12 protein-coding genes and 1 pseudogene are annotated in these 17645 nt (G+C 38.0%); 2 read left to right on the forward strand and 11 right to left on the reverse strand.

Features of this window, described 5'->3' with window-relative positions:
* Positions 1-100: 100 nt before the first annotated feature.
* Together htpG and AB5443_RS06185 are read right to left on the reverse strand one after the other, a co-directional pair.
* Complete coding sequence (htpG, locus tag AB5443_RS06180; RefSeq protein ID WP_277133073.1) at positions 101-2146, reverse strand: molecular chaperone HtpG; 2046 nt, start codon at positions 2144-2146, stop codon at positions 101-103.
* Positions 2147-2278: 132 nt separating this feature from the next.
* Positions 2279-4810, reverse strand: a complete 2532-nt coding sequence (locus AB5443_RS06185) for an ATP-dependent Clp protease ATP-binding subunit (RefSeq protein ID WP_277133075.1) — start codon at positions 4808-4810, stop codon at positions 2279-2281.
* 357 nt (positions 4811-5167) lie between these two features.
* Here AB5443_RS06185 and gyrA point away from each other — a divergent pair, with 357 nt between their 5' ends.
* Positions 5168-7744, forward strand: coding sequence for a DNA gyrase subunit A (gene gyrA, locus AB5443_RS06190; protein ID WP_195407296.1), 2577 nt, complete (start codon positions 5168-5170; stop codon positions 7742-7744).
* Positions 7745-7776: 32 nt separating this feature from the next.
* The gene (locus AB5443_RS06195; RefSeq protein ID WP_073345355.1) at positions 7777-8991 is read left to right on the forward strand and encodes a lipopolysaccharide assembly protein LapB; all 1215 of its coding nucleotides are present in this window, start codon (positions 7777-7779) and stop codon (positions 8989-8991) included.
* Between the two features lie 247 nt (positions 8992-9238).
* Here the strand turns inward: AB5443_RS06195 and AB5443_RS06200 are convergent, their stop codons facing one another.
* The 9 genes and pseudogenes from AB5443_RS06200 to AB5443_RS06240 all read right to left on the reverse strand — a co-directional run.
* Positions 9239-10360, reverse strand: a complete 1122-nt coding sequence (locus AB5443_RS06200; protein ID WP_073345353.1) for a universal stress protein — start codon at positions 10358-10360, stop codon at positions 9239-9241.
* A 77-nt stretch (positions 10361-10437) separates the two neighbouring features.
* The gene (locus AB5443_RS06205) at positions 10438-10728 is read right to left on the reverse strand and encodes a hypothetical protein (protein ID WP_022138231.1); all 291 of its coding nucleotides are present in this window, start codon (positions 10726-10728) and stop codon (positions 10438-10440) included.
* Positions 10729-10854: 126 nt separating this feature from the next.
* Positions 10855-11682, reverse strand: coding sequence for a tetratricopeptide repeat protein (locus AB5443_RS06210; protein ID WP_368113469.1), 828 nt, complete (start codon positions 11680-11682; stop codon positions 10855-10857).
* 18 nt (positions 11683-11700) lie between these two features.
* Entirely contained in the window at positions 11701-13536 is a 1836-nt protein-coding gene (locus AB5443_RS06215; protein WP_195407293.1) for a BatD family protein, read from the reverse strand.
* Between the two features lie 31 nt (positions 13537-13567).
* Positions 13568-14290: a tetratricopeptide repeat protein gene (locus AB5443_RS06220; RefSeq protein ID WP_277133079.1), complete on the reverse strand. Its 723-nt coding sequence runs from the start codon at positions 14288-14290 to the stop codon at positions 13568-13570.
* 8 nt (positions 14291-14298) lie between these two features.
* Complete coding sequence (locus tag AB5443_RS06225; RefSeq protein WP_277133080.1) at positions 14299-15327, reverse strand: VWA domain-containing protein; 1029 nt, start codon at positions 15325-15327, stop codon at positions 14299-14301.
* 46 nt (positions 15328-15373) lie between these two features.
* Positions 15374-16357: a VWA domain-containing protein gene (locus AB5443_RS06230; protein WP_022138236.1), complete on the reverse strand. Its 984-nt coding sequence runs from the start codon at positions 16355-16357 to the stop codon at positions 15374-15376.
* Positions 16358-16407: 50 nt separating this feature from the next.
* Positions 16408-17484, reverse strand: a complete 1077-nt coding sequence (locus AB5443_RS06235; RefSeq protein WP_022138237.1) for a BatD family protein — start codon at positions 17482-17484, stop codon at positions 16408-16410.
* A gap of 11 nt (positions 17485-17495) precedes the next feature.
* Positions 17496-17645, reverse strand: a pseudogene (locus tag AB5443_RS06240) (DUF58 domain-containing protein); the annotation flags it as partial.

A 17645-nucleotide genomic window follows, 5' to 3' on the forward strand; every position in this document is an offset into this window, starting at 1 on the left:
ATATTTTGCAGGCCGTTTTAAAATGAAAAAGAGCATTGCAATGTGTATTTTAACGTTGAATGCTCTTTTTGTAGTTATATAATGTTTAAAAGGGCGATATTTAAATCAGCTCGATGCTACGTTTTACGAAGTTGTTCAATGCTTCACCTCTCAACATATTATTTTGCAATAAAGCTAAGTCAATAAGCTGACGGATTACTTTATTATTGCTGGCGTAACCAATGAAGATAGCTTCTTTCTTGCTCTTCAAGTCATTCCATTTCTTATCCAAATCATTCAGCTCGTCCTTTTCTGCTGTTGGGATATCTTCGTCTTTTTTATCCTTCTGCTTGTCTTTCAATTCATTACGCAGTTTGTTGACGTTATCCATTTCAGACTGTATCGGAGCGACTTCAGCATGACAAGCACCTTCTTCTTCGTTTAATACCTGCTTAATCAGCTTGTGGTCAGAATTCAAGATTAAGTTGAACATATCAGGCATTTCACCATAGAAGCTCATTCCGGCCTGAATATTTGCCATTTCTTTCATACGGCGCATATATTCGCTTTGGGTAATCATCACTGGAGCAGAGTTTTCTCCTAATGCCTGTGTCATTACATTGAATTCAACTTTATCCATTTTGGGTAGTTGGCTCTTGAAGGCTGTTGTGATAGCATCTTGCTTATCGGCTTCCAAGACTTCACCTTTCTTGTCTTCTTTAACGATAAGGTTGTCTACCACATCACTATCGACACGGGTAAAACGGGATTTTTCCAATTTTTGTTCCAGCATGCTTACCATCGCTACATCCAGTTGACCATCCATGAGCAATACATTGTATCCTTTGTTGGTAGCAGCTTCAATGTAACTATATTGTTCATCCTTATTATTGGCATACAGATAGATTAGATTTCCATCTTTGTCTGTCTGATTATCTTTAATAAGAGTCTGATACTCTTCGAATGTGTAATGTTTGTCATTTGTATCGGTGAAAAGGGCGAATTTCTGCGCTTTATCATAGAAATCCTCTTGTGTGAGCATTCCGTAATTGATAAATATTTTTAAATCATTCCACTTTTCTTCAAATTGCTTGCGGTCATTCTTGAAGATAGATTGCAGACGGTCTGAAACCTTCTTGGTGATGTATGTTGAAATCTTCTTCACGTTCGAATCACTTTGCAAGTATGAACGGGAAACATTCAACGGGATATCCGGTGAGTCTATTACTCCATGTAACAAAGTCAGGAAGTCCGGCACTATGCCTTCAACTGAGTCTGTAACATATACCTGATTGCAATATAACTGAATCTTATTTTTATTTAGTTCGATATTGCTCTTTACTTTCGGGAAGTAGAGGATACCAGTCAGATGGAATGGATAATCCACATTCAAATGAATCCAGAAGAGTGGCTCGTCAGACATTGGATACAACTTGCTATAGAATGATTTATAATCCTCATCCGATAGTTCACTCGGTTTACGAGTCCAAAGAGGAGTCGTATCATTAATGATGTTGTCTTCAGTTGTTTCTACCTGTTTACCATCTTTCCATTCTTTCTTTTTTCCAAATGCAATAGGAACAGGAAGGAAGCTGCAATATTTCTTCAAAAGTCCGGAAATACGTGCTTCTTCAAGGAATTCTTTGCAATCATCATCAATGTATAAGATGATGTCTGAACCACGATCGGCTTTTTCTATGTTTTCGATAGTGAATTCAGGGCTACCATCACAAGTCCATTTTACTGCTTGTGCGCCGTCTCTATATGATTTAGTGATTATTTCTACTTTCTTCGCAACCATAAAGGCGGAATAGAAACCGAGTCCGAAGTGGCCGATAATGGCATTTGCGTCATTTTTGTATTTCTCGAGGAAATCGTTAGCTCCTGAAAATGCAATCTGATTGATATACTTTTCAATTTCTTCTGCTGTCAGACCGATACCACGGTCGGAGATGGTAATAGTATCTTTACCTAATTCGACATGAACGGTCAGTTCGCCCAGTTCACCTTTGAATTCGCCAATAGAAGCCAATGTATTCAGCTTCTGGGTAGCGTCTACTGCATTGGATACTAACTCACGAAGAAAAATTTCATGGTCACTGTACAAAAACTTCTTGATGATAGGGAAAATGTTTTCTGTTGTAACCCCAATATTACCTTTTTGCATAATACGTATATTTTTTAGTTTATCTATTGATTAATTTTAATTGATGTTTGCTCAGATAGAGACAAAAAAAATGCCAGACCCGAAGGTCTGACATTATGGCATATTTAAGATTCGCTTATTCTGAAAATAATTCTACTCCGCAGCAATAACTTTCATTTCAAGTTCACCTTTTTCTTCATTGAGAGAGACTTGAATATTATCTCCTTCTTTCAAGGATGAAGAAATGATAAGCTCGGACAGGCCATCTTCCAAATAAGTCTGAATTGCTCGTTTTAAAGGACGGGCGCCATATTGCACATCATATCCTTTACTTGCGATGAATTCTTTTGCTTTATCTTCAATAACAAGCTTGTATCCAATGGATTCAATCCTGCTATACAGCCCTTTCAACTCTATGTCTATAATCTTTGTTATAGCATCCAAAGAGAGTTGGTCGAATGTGATAATTTCATCCACACGGTTAATGAATTCAGGCGCGAATGATTTATTCAAGGCCTTTTGTATTACACTTCGCGAGAACTCTTTATCATCCAGGCGGCTTTGTGTCGCAAATCCGACACCTCGTCCGAATTCTTTTAACTGACGGGTTCCAATATTGGAAGTCATGATAATAACGGTATTTTTGAAGTCTACCATTCTGCCATAACTGTCAGTCAAACGACCTTCATCCATCACCTGAAGCAGGATATTGAATACATCAGGATGTGCCTTTTCTATCTCATCAAGCAATACGATAGAGTATGGTTTGCGACGAACTTTCTCAGTCAACTGACCACCTTCTTCATATCCTACGTATCCCGGAGGCGCTCCGACCAATCGTGAAACTGTGAATTTCTCCATATATTCACTCATGTCTATGCGAATCAATGCATCGGCAGATCCGAACATATATTTGGCCAACTCTTTTGCTAAATGGGTTTTACCAACTCCTGTCGGGCCTAAGAACATAAATGTACCAATCGGCTTATTAGGATCTTTTAGTCCTACACGGCTTCGCAAAATCGCTTTCACCAACTTCTCTATGGCTGTATCCTGCGCAATGACTTTGGACTGCAAGTCTTCTTTCATACCTGCCAGTTTAATGCCTTCAGCTTGAGCCATGCGTTGCACGGGGATACCTGACATCATTGAGATGACATTAGCTATTTCTTCCGCATCCACAGTTTGTCTGTTCTCCTTGAGATTAGCTTCCCATTCTTTCTTCATCTCATCCAATTGGAGAGAGAGTTCTTTTTCCTTATCCCGGAAGCTGGCTGCAAGTTCGAAATTCTGTGATTTTACAGCTTCATTTTTCTTGTTTTTAGCTTCTTCGATCAGTTTTTCCTGTTCTTCTATCTCTTTAGGGACATTGACATTAGTAAGATGCACTCGTGAACCGGCTTCGTCCAAAGCGTCAATGGCTTTATCTGGGAAATTACGATCTGTGATATAGCGATCTGTCAGCTTGACACATGCTTCAAGGGCTTCATCTGTATAATATACATTGTGATGATCTTCGTACTTGTCTTTGATATTACGCAGAATCTGAAGCGTTTCTTCAGCAGTAGTAGGTTCTACTATTACTTTCTGGAAACGACGTTCCAAAGCGCCATCCTTTTCGATGTTCTTGCGATATTCATCCAGGGTGGTAGCACCAATACACTGTATTTCTCCTCTTGCCAATGCCGGTTTCAACATATTTGCGGCATCCATAGAGCCCGCTGCCGAACCTGCACCTACAATCGTGTGAATTTCGTCGATAAACAAAATCACATTCGGATTCTTCTGCAACTCATTGAGAATGGAACGGATACGTTCTTCAAACTGTCCACGGTATTTAGTTCCTGCCACGACAGCTGTCATATCAAGGGCTACCACTCGTTTGTCAAACAGAATTCGTGAAACCTTTTTCTGAATGATTCGCAAGGCAAGTCCTTCAACGATAGCAGACTTTCCGACACCCGGTTCGCCGATCAGAATCGGATTATTCTTTTTACGACGACTCAAAATTTGAGCCAGGCGTTCGATTTCTCTTTCTCTGCCGACTACAGGATCCAATCTTCCTTCTTCTGCCGCTTTTGTCATATCCGTGCCGAAATTATCGAGTACCGGTGTGTCATTGGACGGCTTTTTTGAAGCAGTTTGTGCCTGCTGACGTTCTTCAGAACCGCCTCTGCCACCTGAACGGGGAGAGGACATTTCTTCGTCATCATCATCGTCCTCTGTAAAACCCATGCCTGAGTTGATATCAGGCTGCAACGTAGCTTGTTCCAATACTTTTGCGTAATTTATATGATTTGCTTCAAGTACGGAAGCCGCCATATTATTTTTCTCTCTTAAAATTGCTAACAGAACATGTTCTGTATCAGCGATGTTACTTTTCATTCCACGTGCTTCTAAAATACACATTTTTAATATCTTTGCCGCATCATTGGACAACGGCACCTCTGCATCAGGCAGTAACATATCATCAGCTTCTGCCTTCAATTGAGCTTCAATCTGCTGCTTGATTATAGCCAGATTGGTGTTGAGTTTAGACAATATCTCGATAGCTTTTCCTTCACCGTCACGGAGCATTCCCAGAAGCAGGTGTTCAGGGCCTATGTACCTACTTCTCAACCGATTCGCTTCTTCCTTGCTATAGACGATAATGTCGGAAACTCTTTGTGAGAATTGATTATTCATACTTATTCCTTTTCTTCTAAGGGTTATTCACTGGCAAATATACGCATTAAATCAGGTTTGTATTGCAATATTTGCTTTATTTCTTATATCTACAAATGGCGTGCCATAAAAACAGTGTATTTGCATTATATATATAAGGTATAACAAACATTCAGGCATTTTTTCCTGATATTATACTGTCTTTATACCATATATTTATTGTTTTTCTCCTTTTGTTTTCGTATTTTAAAGCTTTGCCGGACATCGTTCCGGCCATAATAAAAGTTTCTTCCCAAAAACTTTCGTATATCCGGGAAAAGTAGTACTTTAGCGTGGTTTTTCACAAACCGTAGAATGTATAATTAATAATCATTTTAAATGCTTGAACAAGACAGAATTATAAAGATTAACATCGAGGAGGAAATGAAGTCATCGTACATTGACTACTCCATGTCGGTCATAGTTTCACGTGCCCTTCCGGATGTTAGAGATGGATTTAAACCCGTTCACCGTAGAATTTTATACGGAATGATGGAATTGGGTAATACTTCAGACAAACCTTATAAGAAATCAGCGAGAATCGTCGGTGAAGTACTTGGTAAGTATCACCCTCACGGAGATTCTTCTGTTTATCTTGCAATGGTGCGTATGGCACAGGAATGGGCAATGCGTTATCCATTGGTAGACGGACAGGGTAACTTTGGTTCGGTGGACGGTGATAGTCCTGCGGCTATGCGTTATACCGAGGCCCGTCTTAATAAGTTGGGTGAAGCAATGATGGATGACCTGTATAAGGAAACTGTCGATTTCGAACCTAACTTTGACAATACGTTGGTTGAACCGAAAGTAATGCCGACCCGTATTCCTAATCTTTTAGTAAATGGTGCATCCGGTATTGCTGTAGGTATGGCTACCAACATGCCGCCTCATAATCTTTCGGAAGTAATCGATGCTTGTGATGCATATATCGATAATCCGGAAATTACGGTAGAAGAGTTGATGGAATTTGTTAAAGCTCCGGACTTTCCTACAGGCGGATATATATATGGTGTAAGCGGTGTACGTGAAGCATATCTGACAGGTCGTGGACGTGTAGTTATGCGTGCAAAAGCTGAAATAGAAACCGGACAGACGCATGATAAGATCGTAGTAACCGAGATACCGTATAATGTAAACAAGGCAGAATTGATTAAATACATCGCTGACCTTGTGAACGATAAGAAAATAGAGGGTATCTCGAATGCGAATGATGAGTCGGACCGTGACGGTATGCGTATTGTTATTGACGTGAAACGTGATGCAAACGCAAGTGTAGTGCTGAATAAGCTCTATAAGATGACAGCTTTGCAGACATCTTTCGGTGTGAATAACGTTGCTCTGATTCACGGACGTCCGAAGACTCTGAATCTGAGAGATTTAATTAAATACTTCATTGAGCATAGACATGAGGTTGTTATCCGTCGTACACAGTTTGAACTCCGCAAGGCAAAAGAGCGTGCACACATTCTCGAAGGTTTAATCATAGCTTCGGACAATATTGATGAAGTAATCCGTATTATTCGTGCAGCTAAAACCCCCAATGATGCTATTGCAGGCTTGATAGAGCGTTTCAACCTGACAGAAATTCAGTCTCGCGCCATTGTAGAAATGCGTTTGCGTCAGTTGACTGGTCTGATGCAGGATCAGCTTCATGCAGAATACGAAGAAATAATGAAGCAAATTGCTTATTTGGAAAGTATCTTGGCTGATGATGAAGTATGCCGCAAGGTAATGAAAGAGGAATTGTTAGAAGTAAAAGCGAAATATGGCGATGAACGTCGTTCTGAAATTGTTTATTCTTCAGAAGAGTTTAATCCGGAAGACTTCTATGCGGATGACCAGATGATTATCACAATCTCTCATATGGGATATCTCAAACGTACACCGTTGACTGAATTCCGCGCACAGAACCGTGGTGGAGTAGGTTCCAAGGGTACAGAAACCCGTGACGAAGACTTTGTTGAGCATATTTATCCGGCTACCATGCACAATACTATGATGTTCTTTACACAAAAAGGTAAGTGCTATTGGTTGAAGGTATATGAAATACCTGAAGGAACGAAGAATTCTAAGGGACGTGCTATCCAAAACTTGCTGAATATTGATTCTGACGATAATGTAACAGCATACTTGCGTGTCAAGAGCCTGGAGGATTCTGAATTTATTAATAGCCATTATGTATTGTTCTGTACTAAGAAAGGTGTAATAAAGAAAACACTGCTTGAACAATACTCCCGTCCTCGTCAGAACGGTGTAAATGCAATTACTATTCGTGAAGATGACAGTGTTATTGAAGTTCGTATGACGAATGGAAACAATGAGATTATCATTGCTAATCGTAATGGACGTGCAATTCGTTTCCATGAAGCAGCAGTCCGCGTAATGGGACGTACTGCGACGGGTGTACGTGGTATTACATTGGATAATGATGGCCAGGACGAAGTTGTTGGAATGATTTGTATCAAGGATTTGGAAACAGAATCTGTAATGGTTGTTTCTGAACAGGGATATGGAAAACGTTCTGAAATCGAAGATTACCGTAAGACTAACCGTGGCGGTAAGGGTGTCAAAACCATGAATATTACGGAGAAAACAGGTAAATTGGTAACAATCAAGTCTGTTACAGATGAAAATGACTTGATGATTATTAATAAGTCTGGTATCACTATCCGTTTGAAAGTGGAAGATGTTCGCATCATGGGACGTGCTACGCAAGGTGTTCGTCTTATTAATCTTGAAAAACGTAACGATCAGATCGGTTCGGTATGTAAGGTTATGACTGAAAGTCTTGAAGATGAAATACCGGCAGAAGAAACAGAGGGAACTATTGTGAGTGATCCAAACGCAGATGCTCCCGATGTTGAAGATGTAGCTGACGTTAATGAAAACGAAAGCAACAATGAAATTGAGGAATAGACATAATATTAATAATTAATCAAACAACAATCATGAAAAGAGTATTATTTTCGATGGTTTTATTGATGGCTGTTAGCTTCTCATTCGCTCAGATGAAGAATGTGAAAGAAGCAAAGAGTATTGCCAATGATGTAAAACCTAATTTTAAGCAGGCTGAACAGCTCATTAAAGAAGCTATGAAGAATCCTGAAACAAAGGATCTTGCTGACACATGGGACGTTGCTGGATTTATTCAGAGACGTATCAACGAAGAGCAAATGAAAAATGCTTTTTTGAAAAAACCGTATGATACATTGAAAGTATACAATAGTATTTTGAAAATGTATGAGTACTATACAAAATGCGATGATTTGGCACAAGTTCCTAATGAAAAAGGTAAAATTAAAAACAAATATCGCAAGGCAAATGCTTCCAGCATGTTGGCTGAACGTCCAAACTTGATTAATGGTGGTATCCAGTATTTCAATTTGGATAAGAATAAAGAAGCTCTGAAATTCTTCGCAACATACGTAGAATCAGCTTCTTATCCGATGTTAGCTGACAAAGAAATTGCTAAAACTGATACTCTGCTTCCACAAATTGCCTATTATGCAACATTGGCTGCTGATAGAGTAGGTGATAAAGACGCAATCATCAAATATGCACCTGCGGCTTTGGCTGATAAAGACGGTGGTAAATTTGCAATGCAGTTGATGGCTGATGCTTATAAAGCTAAAGGTGATACTGCAGCATGGATCAAGGCTTTGGAAGAAGGTATCCTAAAATTCCCGGGAAATGACTATTTCTTTGCAAACTTAGTTGATTATTATAATAGTTCTAATCAAGCTTCTAAAGCAATGGAATTTGCTGATAGAATGTTGTCTAATGATCCTAACAACAAACTGTATTTGTATGTAAAAGCATATCTGTATCATAACATGAAGGAGTATGATAATGCAATCGAATACTATAAGAAGGCTATTGCTGCTGATCCGGAATATGCAGAAGCATACTCTAACGTTGGTTTGGTATATTTGATGAAGGCACAGGATTATGCTGACAAAGCTACAACAGATATTAATGATCCTAAGTATGCTGAAGCACAGGCTGTAGTGAAAAAATTCTATGAAGAAGCTAAACCCTTCTATGAAAAAGCCAGAGCTTTGAAACCTGATCAACAAGATTTGTGGTTGCAAGGTCTTTACCGAGTTTATTATAACTTGAATATGGGTCCTGAATTTGAAGAAATTGATAAGTTGATGAAATAATCATCTTTCTGAATAAATCTGAATAAAAAAGATAAAGAAGGTTACTTGTAAAATAGTAACCTTCTTTATCTTTTTTATTTTTTGAGAAGGATCGTTTTGTAGTTTCGGCTTTCCAACAATTGATGGATAATATTTTTTGGATGACACAAAAACAGAAAAGGAGCAAAGTATGAATTTGCTCCTTTTTTCTATTAAACATAATAATGATTATTCCCTTATCGTGAATCTCTTTTTATATCCGTTTTGATCATCCATTAATAACTAGTAACGGTGTATCAGAGTGAAATATCATCTTTCTGGCAATACTTGGATTAAATAAACGCGCGAATATATTTCTTTTATATGAAGTTAGTGTGATTATATCTATTTGATTCTCTTTGATATATTGATCAAGTCCTTTTAATAAATTATCACTCATTACAACATCATAATGAATTTCAAGCCCCGGATATTGTTTATGGAAATATTCTTTTATTCCTGCAAGTTTTATTTCATTCCAGGTATCTTTGGATTCGGTAAGATGTATCAAAGATACTGAGAAATGGAATGATTTCCAAGTATTGAAGAATGCTTCAAATGCAATTAAATCTCTTTGGTCGAAATTAGTTATGAAAGCAATATGTTTGACTTCACTGAATTGTTTGAATGGTGTATTTTCAGGAATGGCCAACACTGCAGTACGACTTCTCTCAATAACTTCAGCGGTTACACTACCAATCAAATCAATATCTTTTTGATTCTTGCCCCGAGTTCCCATGATAATCACAATGGGACGTTGCTCTTTGGCATATCTAAGTATTTCTTCTTCAGGAATACCTTCCCGAAGAATACAACTATATTTGATATCAGGAAATTCTCCTGAGGCAATTTTTTCTTTTATTTTTGTAGATAAAGCATTGAGATCTGAATGTACCTTGTGAATAATAGTTTTCACAGTTTCTTCATCTCCAACCTGATAATTGAAAACATCCCCATATGGCAATGATGATGCATATATAGGCGTAAAATAAACATGTAATAAGATGACTTCTGCATTTTCTGTTTTCGCCAAATTAAAAGCAAATTCACACGCTTTCATCGAGTAATTAGAGAAGTCAACAGGGATTAAAATCTTATTCGATTTGTTTTCAACCTTAGGCTCCTTCTCTCCCACTATACTTTCGGATAGCCAGGTCGAACTTTCTGTTATTTTTAGTGCACGTGGTAAATCACTTTCCTTAATTCGTAAGCGAACACCCGAAGAAACGACCGGTTGTATTTGGTTTACGTTATGAATGTATGTTTCAATACCTTCATTTTCAAGGACATTCTTTAATATCTGAGCTTTGGTATACGTCAGAATGGCTAGGGTTACTAATTTGTCTTCCATAAATGTACATTTTTGAAGGGTGAACAAATAAGAAATCCCAATTGTTTGCTCAATTGGGATTCAGAGTTTGTTATATTTTAAACTTGCACAGATTCGGTAGCCTGTTCTTTTTGCATTCTCATATTCAATTCATCCAATATCTTTAAAGCCCGATCAAGAACTGTCGTATCATCCAGCATTACAAGCCCACCATCCGGACCGGGCTCAAGATGTATTCCGACGCTTTTTCCTTCCTTGAAATTGTGGCCGCCGAAGAAGTTTCGCACAGTATCTACGTGCAAACCAAGTTCGTCTGCTATTCTATGCATGCTACCGCTAGGCAATGAATCTTTAATCTTACGAAGTTCATTAAATGTTATTGTTCTCATGTCTCGTAAATTTAATGGTTAATACTATGTGATTTTTTTATCACGCTATAAACTTAAGCAAAAAAAAAGATAAAACAAATTATTTGCTTATCTTTTTTCTGAATTTATTAAATCTTTTATTTAGCTCTATATCACCTCAATAGCGGAAGCCGGCACCCAGCCTACTTTTCCGTCCTCCAAGCGAATTTCTTTCCATTCTTTCATCGAATTGTCCTTGATGCTTACCTTTCTTCCTTCATGGAGAATAAATAAGCTAGTGCCACTTTCACTGGGAGTACTTCGAACTGTGACACTTGGATTCATAACAATTGCTTCATTCCGGTTTACTAAATGTTCTTTTTGCTCTGAAGCAAAAAGATTAGTACATATAGTAATAATCAAAAAGATGATTCCTGATATAAAACCGGCTTTCTTCCACATAATCTGTTTAGAGAATATGAAGAAATAGAGTGCAACAATGAATAAAATAAAAGAGATGATTCCCCATGTTGCCCATGCATCTACACTCATACTATTTATCAAAGACTTAGTCCATGAGACAAAGAATACTTCGGGAACTGGTTCTACTTTATCTATTGTTTTGGCACGTGCTACTTCAAGATTAGCACGAATGTCATTATTACCGGGTTGTAATAGTAAAGCACGTTCATAGTTGAGGACTGCTTCTGCTATTTCTCCTATTTTATAATAACTATTTCCCAGGTTATAATAAACGTCAGCAGCTTCTCCATTCTTTAACAGCGTTTCGTATACTTGAATAGCTGTGGCATAATCTTCCTTTATGTATGCGGAGTCCCCTTCAGCTTTTGTAATATCACCGGGTGTATCATTAGAGAATATAGTAGAACCCGCATGGATAGAATCGTTAACTTGTATAGAATCAATGTTTTGTGAATTCTGTCCAAAACAAGTCACCGACATTAATATTAATATAAAAAATAATATTTTTTTCATAACACAATCTCTTCTTGGTTAATGTTTTATTGAATTCTCCATTTTGCTTATTACTTCTATTGAAGATGAATAAACTTTATCCATAGCCTGATTTTCATCTCCTGGAGCGAAACGGGCAAATTCACAGTCATTCAGTGCATTCAGGAATCCTTTAATTAGTTCCTCATTCACTCCATGGTTTCTCAGTTTTTCTTCGATATTATCTTTGGATAAACGGGATACCGGAATATTTAATTTATCACTAATATATCCCCATAATGCTTTCAGAACCTCATCATAAAAAGCATCCTTCTTGTTTTCAGAAAGTAGCTTACCTGCTAATTTCATACGTTTTGTAGCGACTTTATTAGCTTTCTTTGTCCGCACCTTAGCAACATTGGCATTCTCTGCTGCTTGTTTACGATAAATAATAAAGAAAATAATAAAGGCAAGAGCCGGAATAATATAGAATAACCAATAGGTCATTGAACCGTAGAAGAAACTACCTTTAGGTTGAAGAGTTACCTCGTTTTGCTTGATATAACGTATATCTTCTCCTAATACTTTCAAGTCCTCTTTATTAGTAAAGTTTGCAATCACTTGATCTGCATTTCCTGCACCCTTTTCAATATTCACTACATACTCTTCCGTTTTTAGAGTTTTGTATGATTTGGAACGAATATCGAAATAACTGAAAGATACTCCCGGAATCTTATAAGTCCCGGCATGTCTGGGAATTGCCAGATACTCAATTACTTTATTACCAGTAAGTCCTTCACGGGTCAATCTAACCTGATTGTCTACTTTGGGGTCATATACTTCGAAATCATCCGGGAATTTTATTTCCGGATTAGAAATCAACTTCAAGTTTCCTGTGCCGGAAATAACCAGTTTGATAGTAATAGCATCATTGGTTTTCAACTCTTTGCTATTAATAGATGAAGAAATGGTAAACTCTCCTACACCACCAGAGAAGTCTGACGGCTTACCGGCTGGAAGTGGATTGACATTTATTGCTATCTTAGGAGTGGCGATATTTTTCTTTATTTCCACCACACTACTTCCACCATTAAAAAATGCATCGAAAGGATCGGCTGATTGTACAGGTTTTCCTACTGTCATCTGAAATTGAGCCGGATCTATATATAGTTTGCCTGATTGCTGTGGAAAGAGTACAAACTGACGATAAACTGTTGTATAGTAATTACGTCCCTGATAATGTTCAGGAGTCCATTTAGCATTTGTTGTCATTTCGATTTCCTGTGAATGGAAACCTTTAAAATCAGGGAGCTTGGCATTATTTAACTGCAAATTTGACTCTCTGGTATAGATCTTATATGTCAGAACAAATGCTTCCTGTTCGAATACATTGGTTTTGCTGGCAGTTGCAGTGATAAATAAGTCCTGATTAGATACAGTCGTACCGGACGAAGAATGTATGGAAGAGTTGTTATTACTACTACCGTTTTGACCTCCATTACTGCTTTGATCTTGTGGCAGTACTTTAATTTTTACCGAGTTCGATACCATTTGATTACCATCGGCTACAATCGAAGCACCACTAATCGTGTATTCACCGGCAGTATTAGCCATTAATATATATGTAAATGTAATACTACTGGTAGATGTAACATTACCATTTATAATTTGGGTACTACTTTGCTGTGAACGGCTCGGTCCCATCAATACATCGAATCCCTTAATTGAGGGAGCCTGAAAATCTTTAATTTTCTGTGTAGTTACAGTGTAAGACAGCCTGAATTGATCGCCTACTACCACTGCGTCAGGAGCAGAAGCAGTAAAAGACACTTTATCAGCCAATGCCTGAGTGCCATATGCTATCAATGCCATCAATATAATAATCAGTTTTTTCATTGCTTATGAAATTTATATCGTCAACTTTATATTACCAATCTTTTTCTAAACGACCACCCTGCAATACTTTCTGTTGTTTCTTTACTTTATCCTGCACGTCTTTTTCATCCTGCATCACAGAATTCAGCAATTGTTCAGCGTTCTCCTTTGACATCTGATTATTTTGTTTTTCAGATTTAGGCGGTTGTTGCTGATCTTTCTTTTCATCTTGCTTCTGGTCGTTTTGCTGATCTTTATTTTGGTCTTGTTTTTGATCTTGCTTTTGTTGATCTTTGTTTTGATCCTGATTCTGGTCTTGGTTCTGCTGGTTCTGTTGTTGATCTTTCAACATTTTTTGTGCAAGAGCCAGATTATATCGCGTTTCATCATCTGTAGGATTATTGCGCAATGACATCTTGTAGGCATCCACAGCTTTTGCATAATCCTTGCCAGCCTGGAAAAGTACTCCCATGTTATGGTAAATGTGCGCCAGTTTCATTTTGTCTTTTTCTATATTGCCAGCAGCCACATATTGCTCCATAGCATCCTGAAACTTTTGCTGTTGTGAAAGCGTATTACCCAAATTATACATGGATACTGAAGATTTAGGATTTACTTCCAGAGCTTTCCGGTAGTTTACTTCTGCATCCACAAATACACTATCATTAAACAGGCGGTTTCCTTTACGGATATAGTCACGTTCTGCTTTCTGCGCTGAAACAGCAGCAGCCGATAGCAGAAGCATAACGAATAGAATATATTTACTTTTTAACATGCGCATAACTATTTCTTATTAGAAAACAGATGAATGTTCTTAAATAAAGGATTTTTGCGATCCAAAATTAATATTTCTGCCAATAGCAATAGTAGAATAATCCATGCAATTGCCTGGAATTGTTCGTTGAACTCTGTGTAGACTTTAGATTCTACATCAGATTTTGCCATTTTGTTCACTTCTTGATTAATAGCTTTCTGTGCCGAATTAGAGTTGTCTACCCGTACATATATACCTTTTCCTTCTTTGGCAATTTCCTGACACATAGCTTCATTCAGGCGGGTAACAATTACATTACCATCCCGGTCGCGACGATAATCATTTGTACCCTCAGCCGGTATAGGAGCTCCATCAGGCATACCTACTCCCAATACATTCACTTGGATACCTTTTTCTGCTGCAGCTTTAGCTGCTTCCACTGCGCCGCCTTCATGGTTCTCACCATCCGTAATAACAATGATGGCACGCCCTACTCCTTCTTGAGGAGTGAAACTACGGGCGGCCAAATTGATTGCCTCTCCGATAGCTGTACCTTGTTTGGATATTAATGAAGGATTTATAGACTCCAAGAACATCTTTGCGGAAATATAGTCACTGGTAATCGGTAATTGGGTGAATGCGTCACCGGCAAAAACAATCATGCCGACTTTATCATTATCAAGTTCATCTACCAATCTGGATATTAGTCTTTTTGCTTTCTCCAAACGACTAGGTTGTACATCCTGAGCAAGCATAGAGTTTGAAATATCCAATGCGATAATCACTTCCACTCCTTTACGCTTTACCGTTTCCAATTTAGAACCAAATTGAGGGCGTGCTAATAGTACTGAAAATAAGCCGATAGCAGCAAATAAGATCCAGAATTTTACATCCCGACGATATTTAGAGACGTCAGGCATTAATTGAGCCAACAAAGCAGGATCACCAAAACGGCGAATATTCTTCCTTCTTTTGTAATTGGAATACAAGTAGAAAGCTGCTAAGAAAGGTAATAGCAGCAATAAATATAAATATGTAGGTTCTCCAAATCGAAACATCTTCTTTACTATTTTATGATTGACAAATTACAATTGACAAACCACCTTATGGAATTTTCTTGAGTATTGAATTACGTAGCAATACTTCCAATAGCACGCAGAGGAAAGCAGCCAATGCAAACCAATGATACTCTTCATCGCGTTTGCTGTACTCTTTTACATTCAGTTTGGTTTTCTCCAGTTTATCAATTTCTTCATACACTTCTTTTAGTTTCGAATTGCTTGTAGCCCGGAAATAGTTACCATCTGTTGTTCCGGCAATCTGCGTCAATGTCTTTTCGTCGATTTCCACCGGCATATTGACATATTGCACAGTATTTCCGACCGGATAAGGGTAAGGCGCCATTCCATTTGTTCCCACACCGATAGTGTATACACGAATTCCAAAACTCTTGGCTATTTCGGCAGCTGTCATCGGAGAAATATCTCCTTTGTTATTAGTACCATCCGTCAACAAGATGATAACTTTCGATTTAGCTTTACTATCTTTCAGGCGGGTTACAGCATTAGCTATCCCCATACCTACCGCAGTACCATCTTCGATAAGGCCACATTTGATATTATGAATCATATCCAGTAATACAGCATGGTCTACAGTTAATGGGCATTGAGTGAAAGTCTCACCGGCAAATAATGTAATACCGATATTATCATTGGGGCGTCCATTAATAAACTCTGCTGCAACATCCTTCGCAGCTTCCAGCCTATTAGGTTTCAAATCTTCAGCCAGCATACTGGTGGAAACGTCGATAGCCAGCATAATATCAATTCCTTCTATCTCGCTGTTTTGCCACTTATTAGTCGTTTGTGGGCGTGCAAGAACCAAAATAACCAATACTAACGCTATGATACGTAGTAGAAATGGAGCATGCAACAAATAATTCTTATAACTTTTGGGTGTATGCGCATATACCCTGGCATCAGAAATTTGAAGAGTAGCTTCACTTTTTCTTTGCTTCAGAATATACCATACAATATAAGGTATAAGTAATAATAGCAAAAACAGATATTCAATATTGGCAAAAACCATTTTATTTATGATTTAACAGTTTACTATTTAGTATTCAAGCTACACATTCTTTATACAAAAAGATTGTATATCTGCATACCTATATATATAAAGGTACCAATCAATGCTACTGATAAAAGCGTAATTCCGCAAATCAGCATCGCTTTCACCCGCAAGGAGCGTTTCTCAATGATGGTAATTTCTGTTGGTTGCGGTTTCTGATTTTCCTCTTCCGGTTGTTTCGTCTCATTGATAAAGTCAATAGCGTTAATCAAGTTTGCGTCATTTTCATTCATTTGAGGATCGTGTTTGGCAAACTTCACTAAATCGGCAGTCTGGAAAAGATATTTCAAATCAGATATAGCTTCCTTGTCCTTCATTTCCAATAATTTATCAATGATTTCAGAAGAAGTCATTTCTAATGCATTAAATCCGAAACGGTCTTTTATATAAGTACGAAGAGTGTCTGTCAATTCCGTATAATACTCCTTCGACTGCCCTTTTTGCCATACTTTCTCAGTTTTGATACGTTCTATCTCTTGCATGGCGGCCTGATGTGGCGGCAGTTTAGGTTCTACCTTTATCTTACGAATTATCGGTTTATTATCACGAATACGTATGATAAGATAGATCAGCAAACCGAGCAGAGGTAAAGCCAGGAATGAACAAGCAATCAAGCCGTACCAGTCTTCCCATGCAAAAGGTGCTTTCATCACAGGTTTCTGCCCGAAGAATTGGTCAGGGTGCAATGTATCTACCGGCATGGAATACACTTTCAGCGCCAAAGCTTTTGATTTATACTCTTTGCCATCTACAGTAACAGGCATTGGGGGCAGATAATATAAAGCCGAATCAAAAGAAGTGATAACATATTCCTGAGTAATCAACATTCTCTGGCGATCGTTCAGAAATTGAGTATCCGGTTTGATGGTTTCTATAATTTCTACACCTTTTATTAAAGTATCGGCATAAGCAGGAAAAATAGCACGCTGCCTGGCATCCATGGCAACTTGCAATTGCAATTTCGCCTGTTCACCAATCAGTATCTGCAATGAATCTATCTTTGCTTCCACCGTAACAGATTGTGCTGTTACTTTGCCGATAGATAGTAGACCTAATAATGCTATCAGAATAATATTTCTATTCATATTTGATTTCATTAATTTCGTTTGGCAAATAAGTTCAATAATGCCTTTACGTAATCCTGATCAGTTCTAACTGACACAGAGTCTACATTACTTTTAGTAAATGTATCGCTCAGTTCAGCTTGCTTCTGTATCCACCAGTCACGATGTGCACGACGTACAGC

Origin of the sequence: Bacteroides sp. RTP21281st1_H5_RTP21281_210402 (assembly GCF_040918965.1) — a bacterium.
GTDB classification, from domain to species: domain Bacteria; phylum Bacteroidota; class Bacteroidia; order Bacteroidales; family Bacteroidaceae; genus Bacteroides; species Bacteroides congonensis.

Bases quoted from the DNA above. Each gene is read 5' to 3' on its own strand.
- AB5443_RS06235 (WP_022138237.1), bottom strand. From the start codon at position 17,484: ATGAATAGAAATATTATTCTGATAGCATTATTAGGTCTACTATCTATC.
- gyrA (WP_195407296.1), top strand. From the start codon at position 5,168: ATGCTTGAACAAGACAGAATTATAAAGATTAACATCGAGGAGGAAATG.
- AB5443_RS06230 (WP_022138236.1), bottom strand. From the start codon at position 16,357: ATGGTTTTTGCCAATATTGAATATCTGTTTTTGCTATTATTACTTATA.
- AB5443_RS06215 (WP_195407293.1), bottom strand. From the start codon at position 13,536: ATGAAAAAACTGATTATTATATTGATGGCATTGATAGCATATGGCACT.
- AB5443_RS06210 (WP_368113469.1), bottom strand. From the start codon at position 11,682: ATGAAAAAAATATTATTTTTTATATTAATATTAATGTCGGTGACTTGT.
- AB5443_RS06200 (WP_073345353.1), bottom strand. From the start codon at position 10,360: ATGGAAGACAAATTAGTAACCCTAGCCATTCTGACGTATACCAAAGCT.
- AB5443_RS06195 (WP_073345355.1), top strand. From the start codon at position 7,777: ATGAAAAGAGTATTATTTTCGATGGTTTTATTGATGGCTGTTAGCTTC.
- AB5443_RS06225 (WP_277133080.1), bottom strand. From the start codon at position 15,327: ATGTTTCGATTTGGAGAACCTACATATTTATATTTATTGCTGCTATTA.
- AB5443_RS06205 (WP_022138231.1), bottom strand. From the start codon at position 10,728: ATGAGAACAATAACATTTAATGAACTTCGTAAGATTAAAGATTCATTG.
- htpG (WP_277133073.1), bottom strand. From the start codon at position 2,146: ATGCAAAAAGGTAATATTGGGGTTACAACAGAAAACATTTTCCCTATC.
- AB5443_RS06220 (WP_277133079.1), bottom strand. From the start codon at position 14,290: ATGTTAAAAAGTAAATATATTCTATTCGTTATGCTTCTGCTATCGGCT.
- AB5443_RS06185 (WP_277133075.1), bottom strand. From the start codon at position 4,810: ATGAATAATCAATTCTCACAAAGAGTTTCCGACATTATCGTCTATAGC.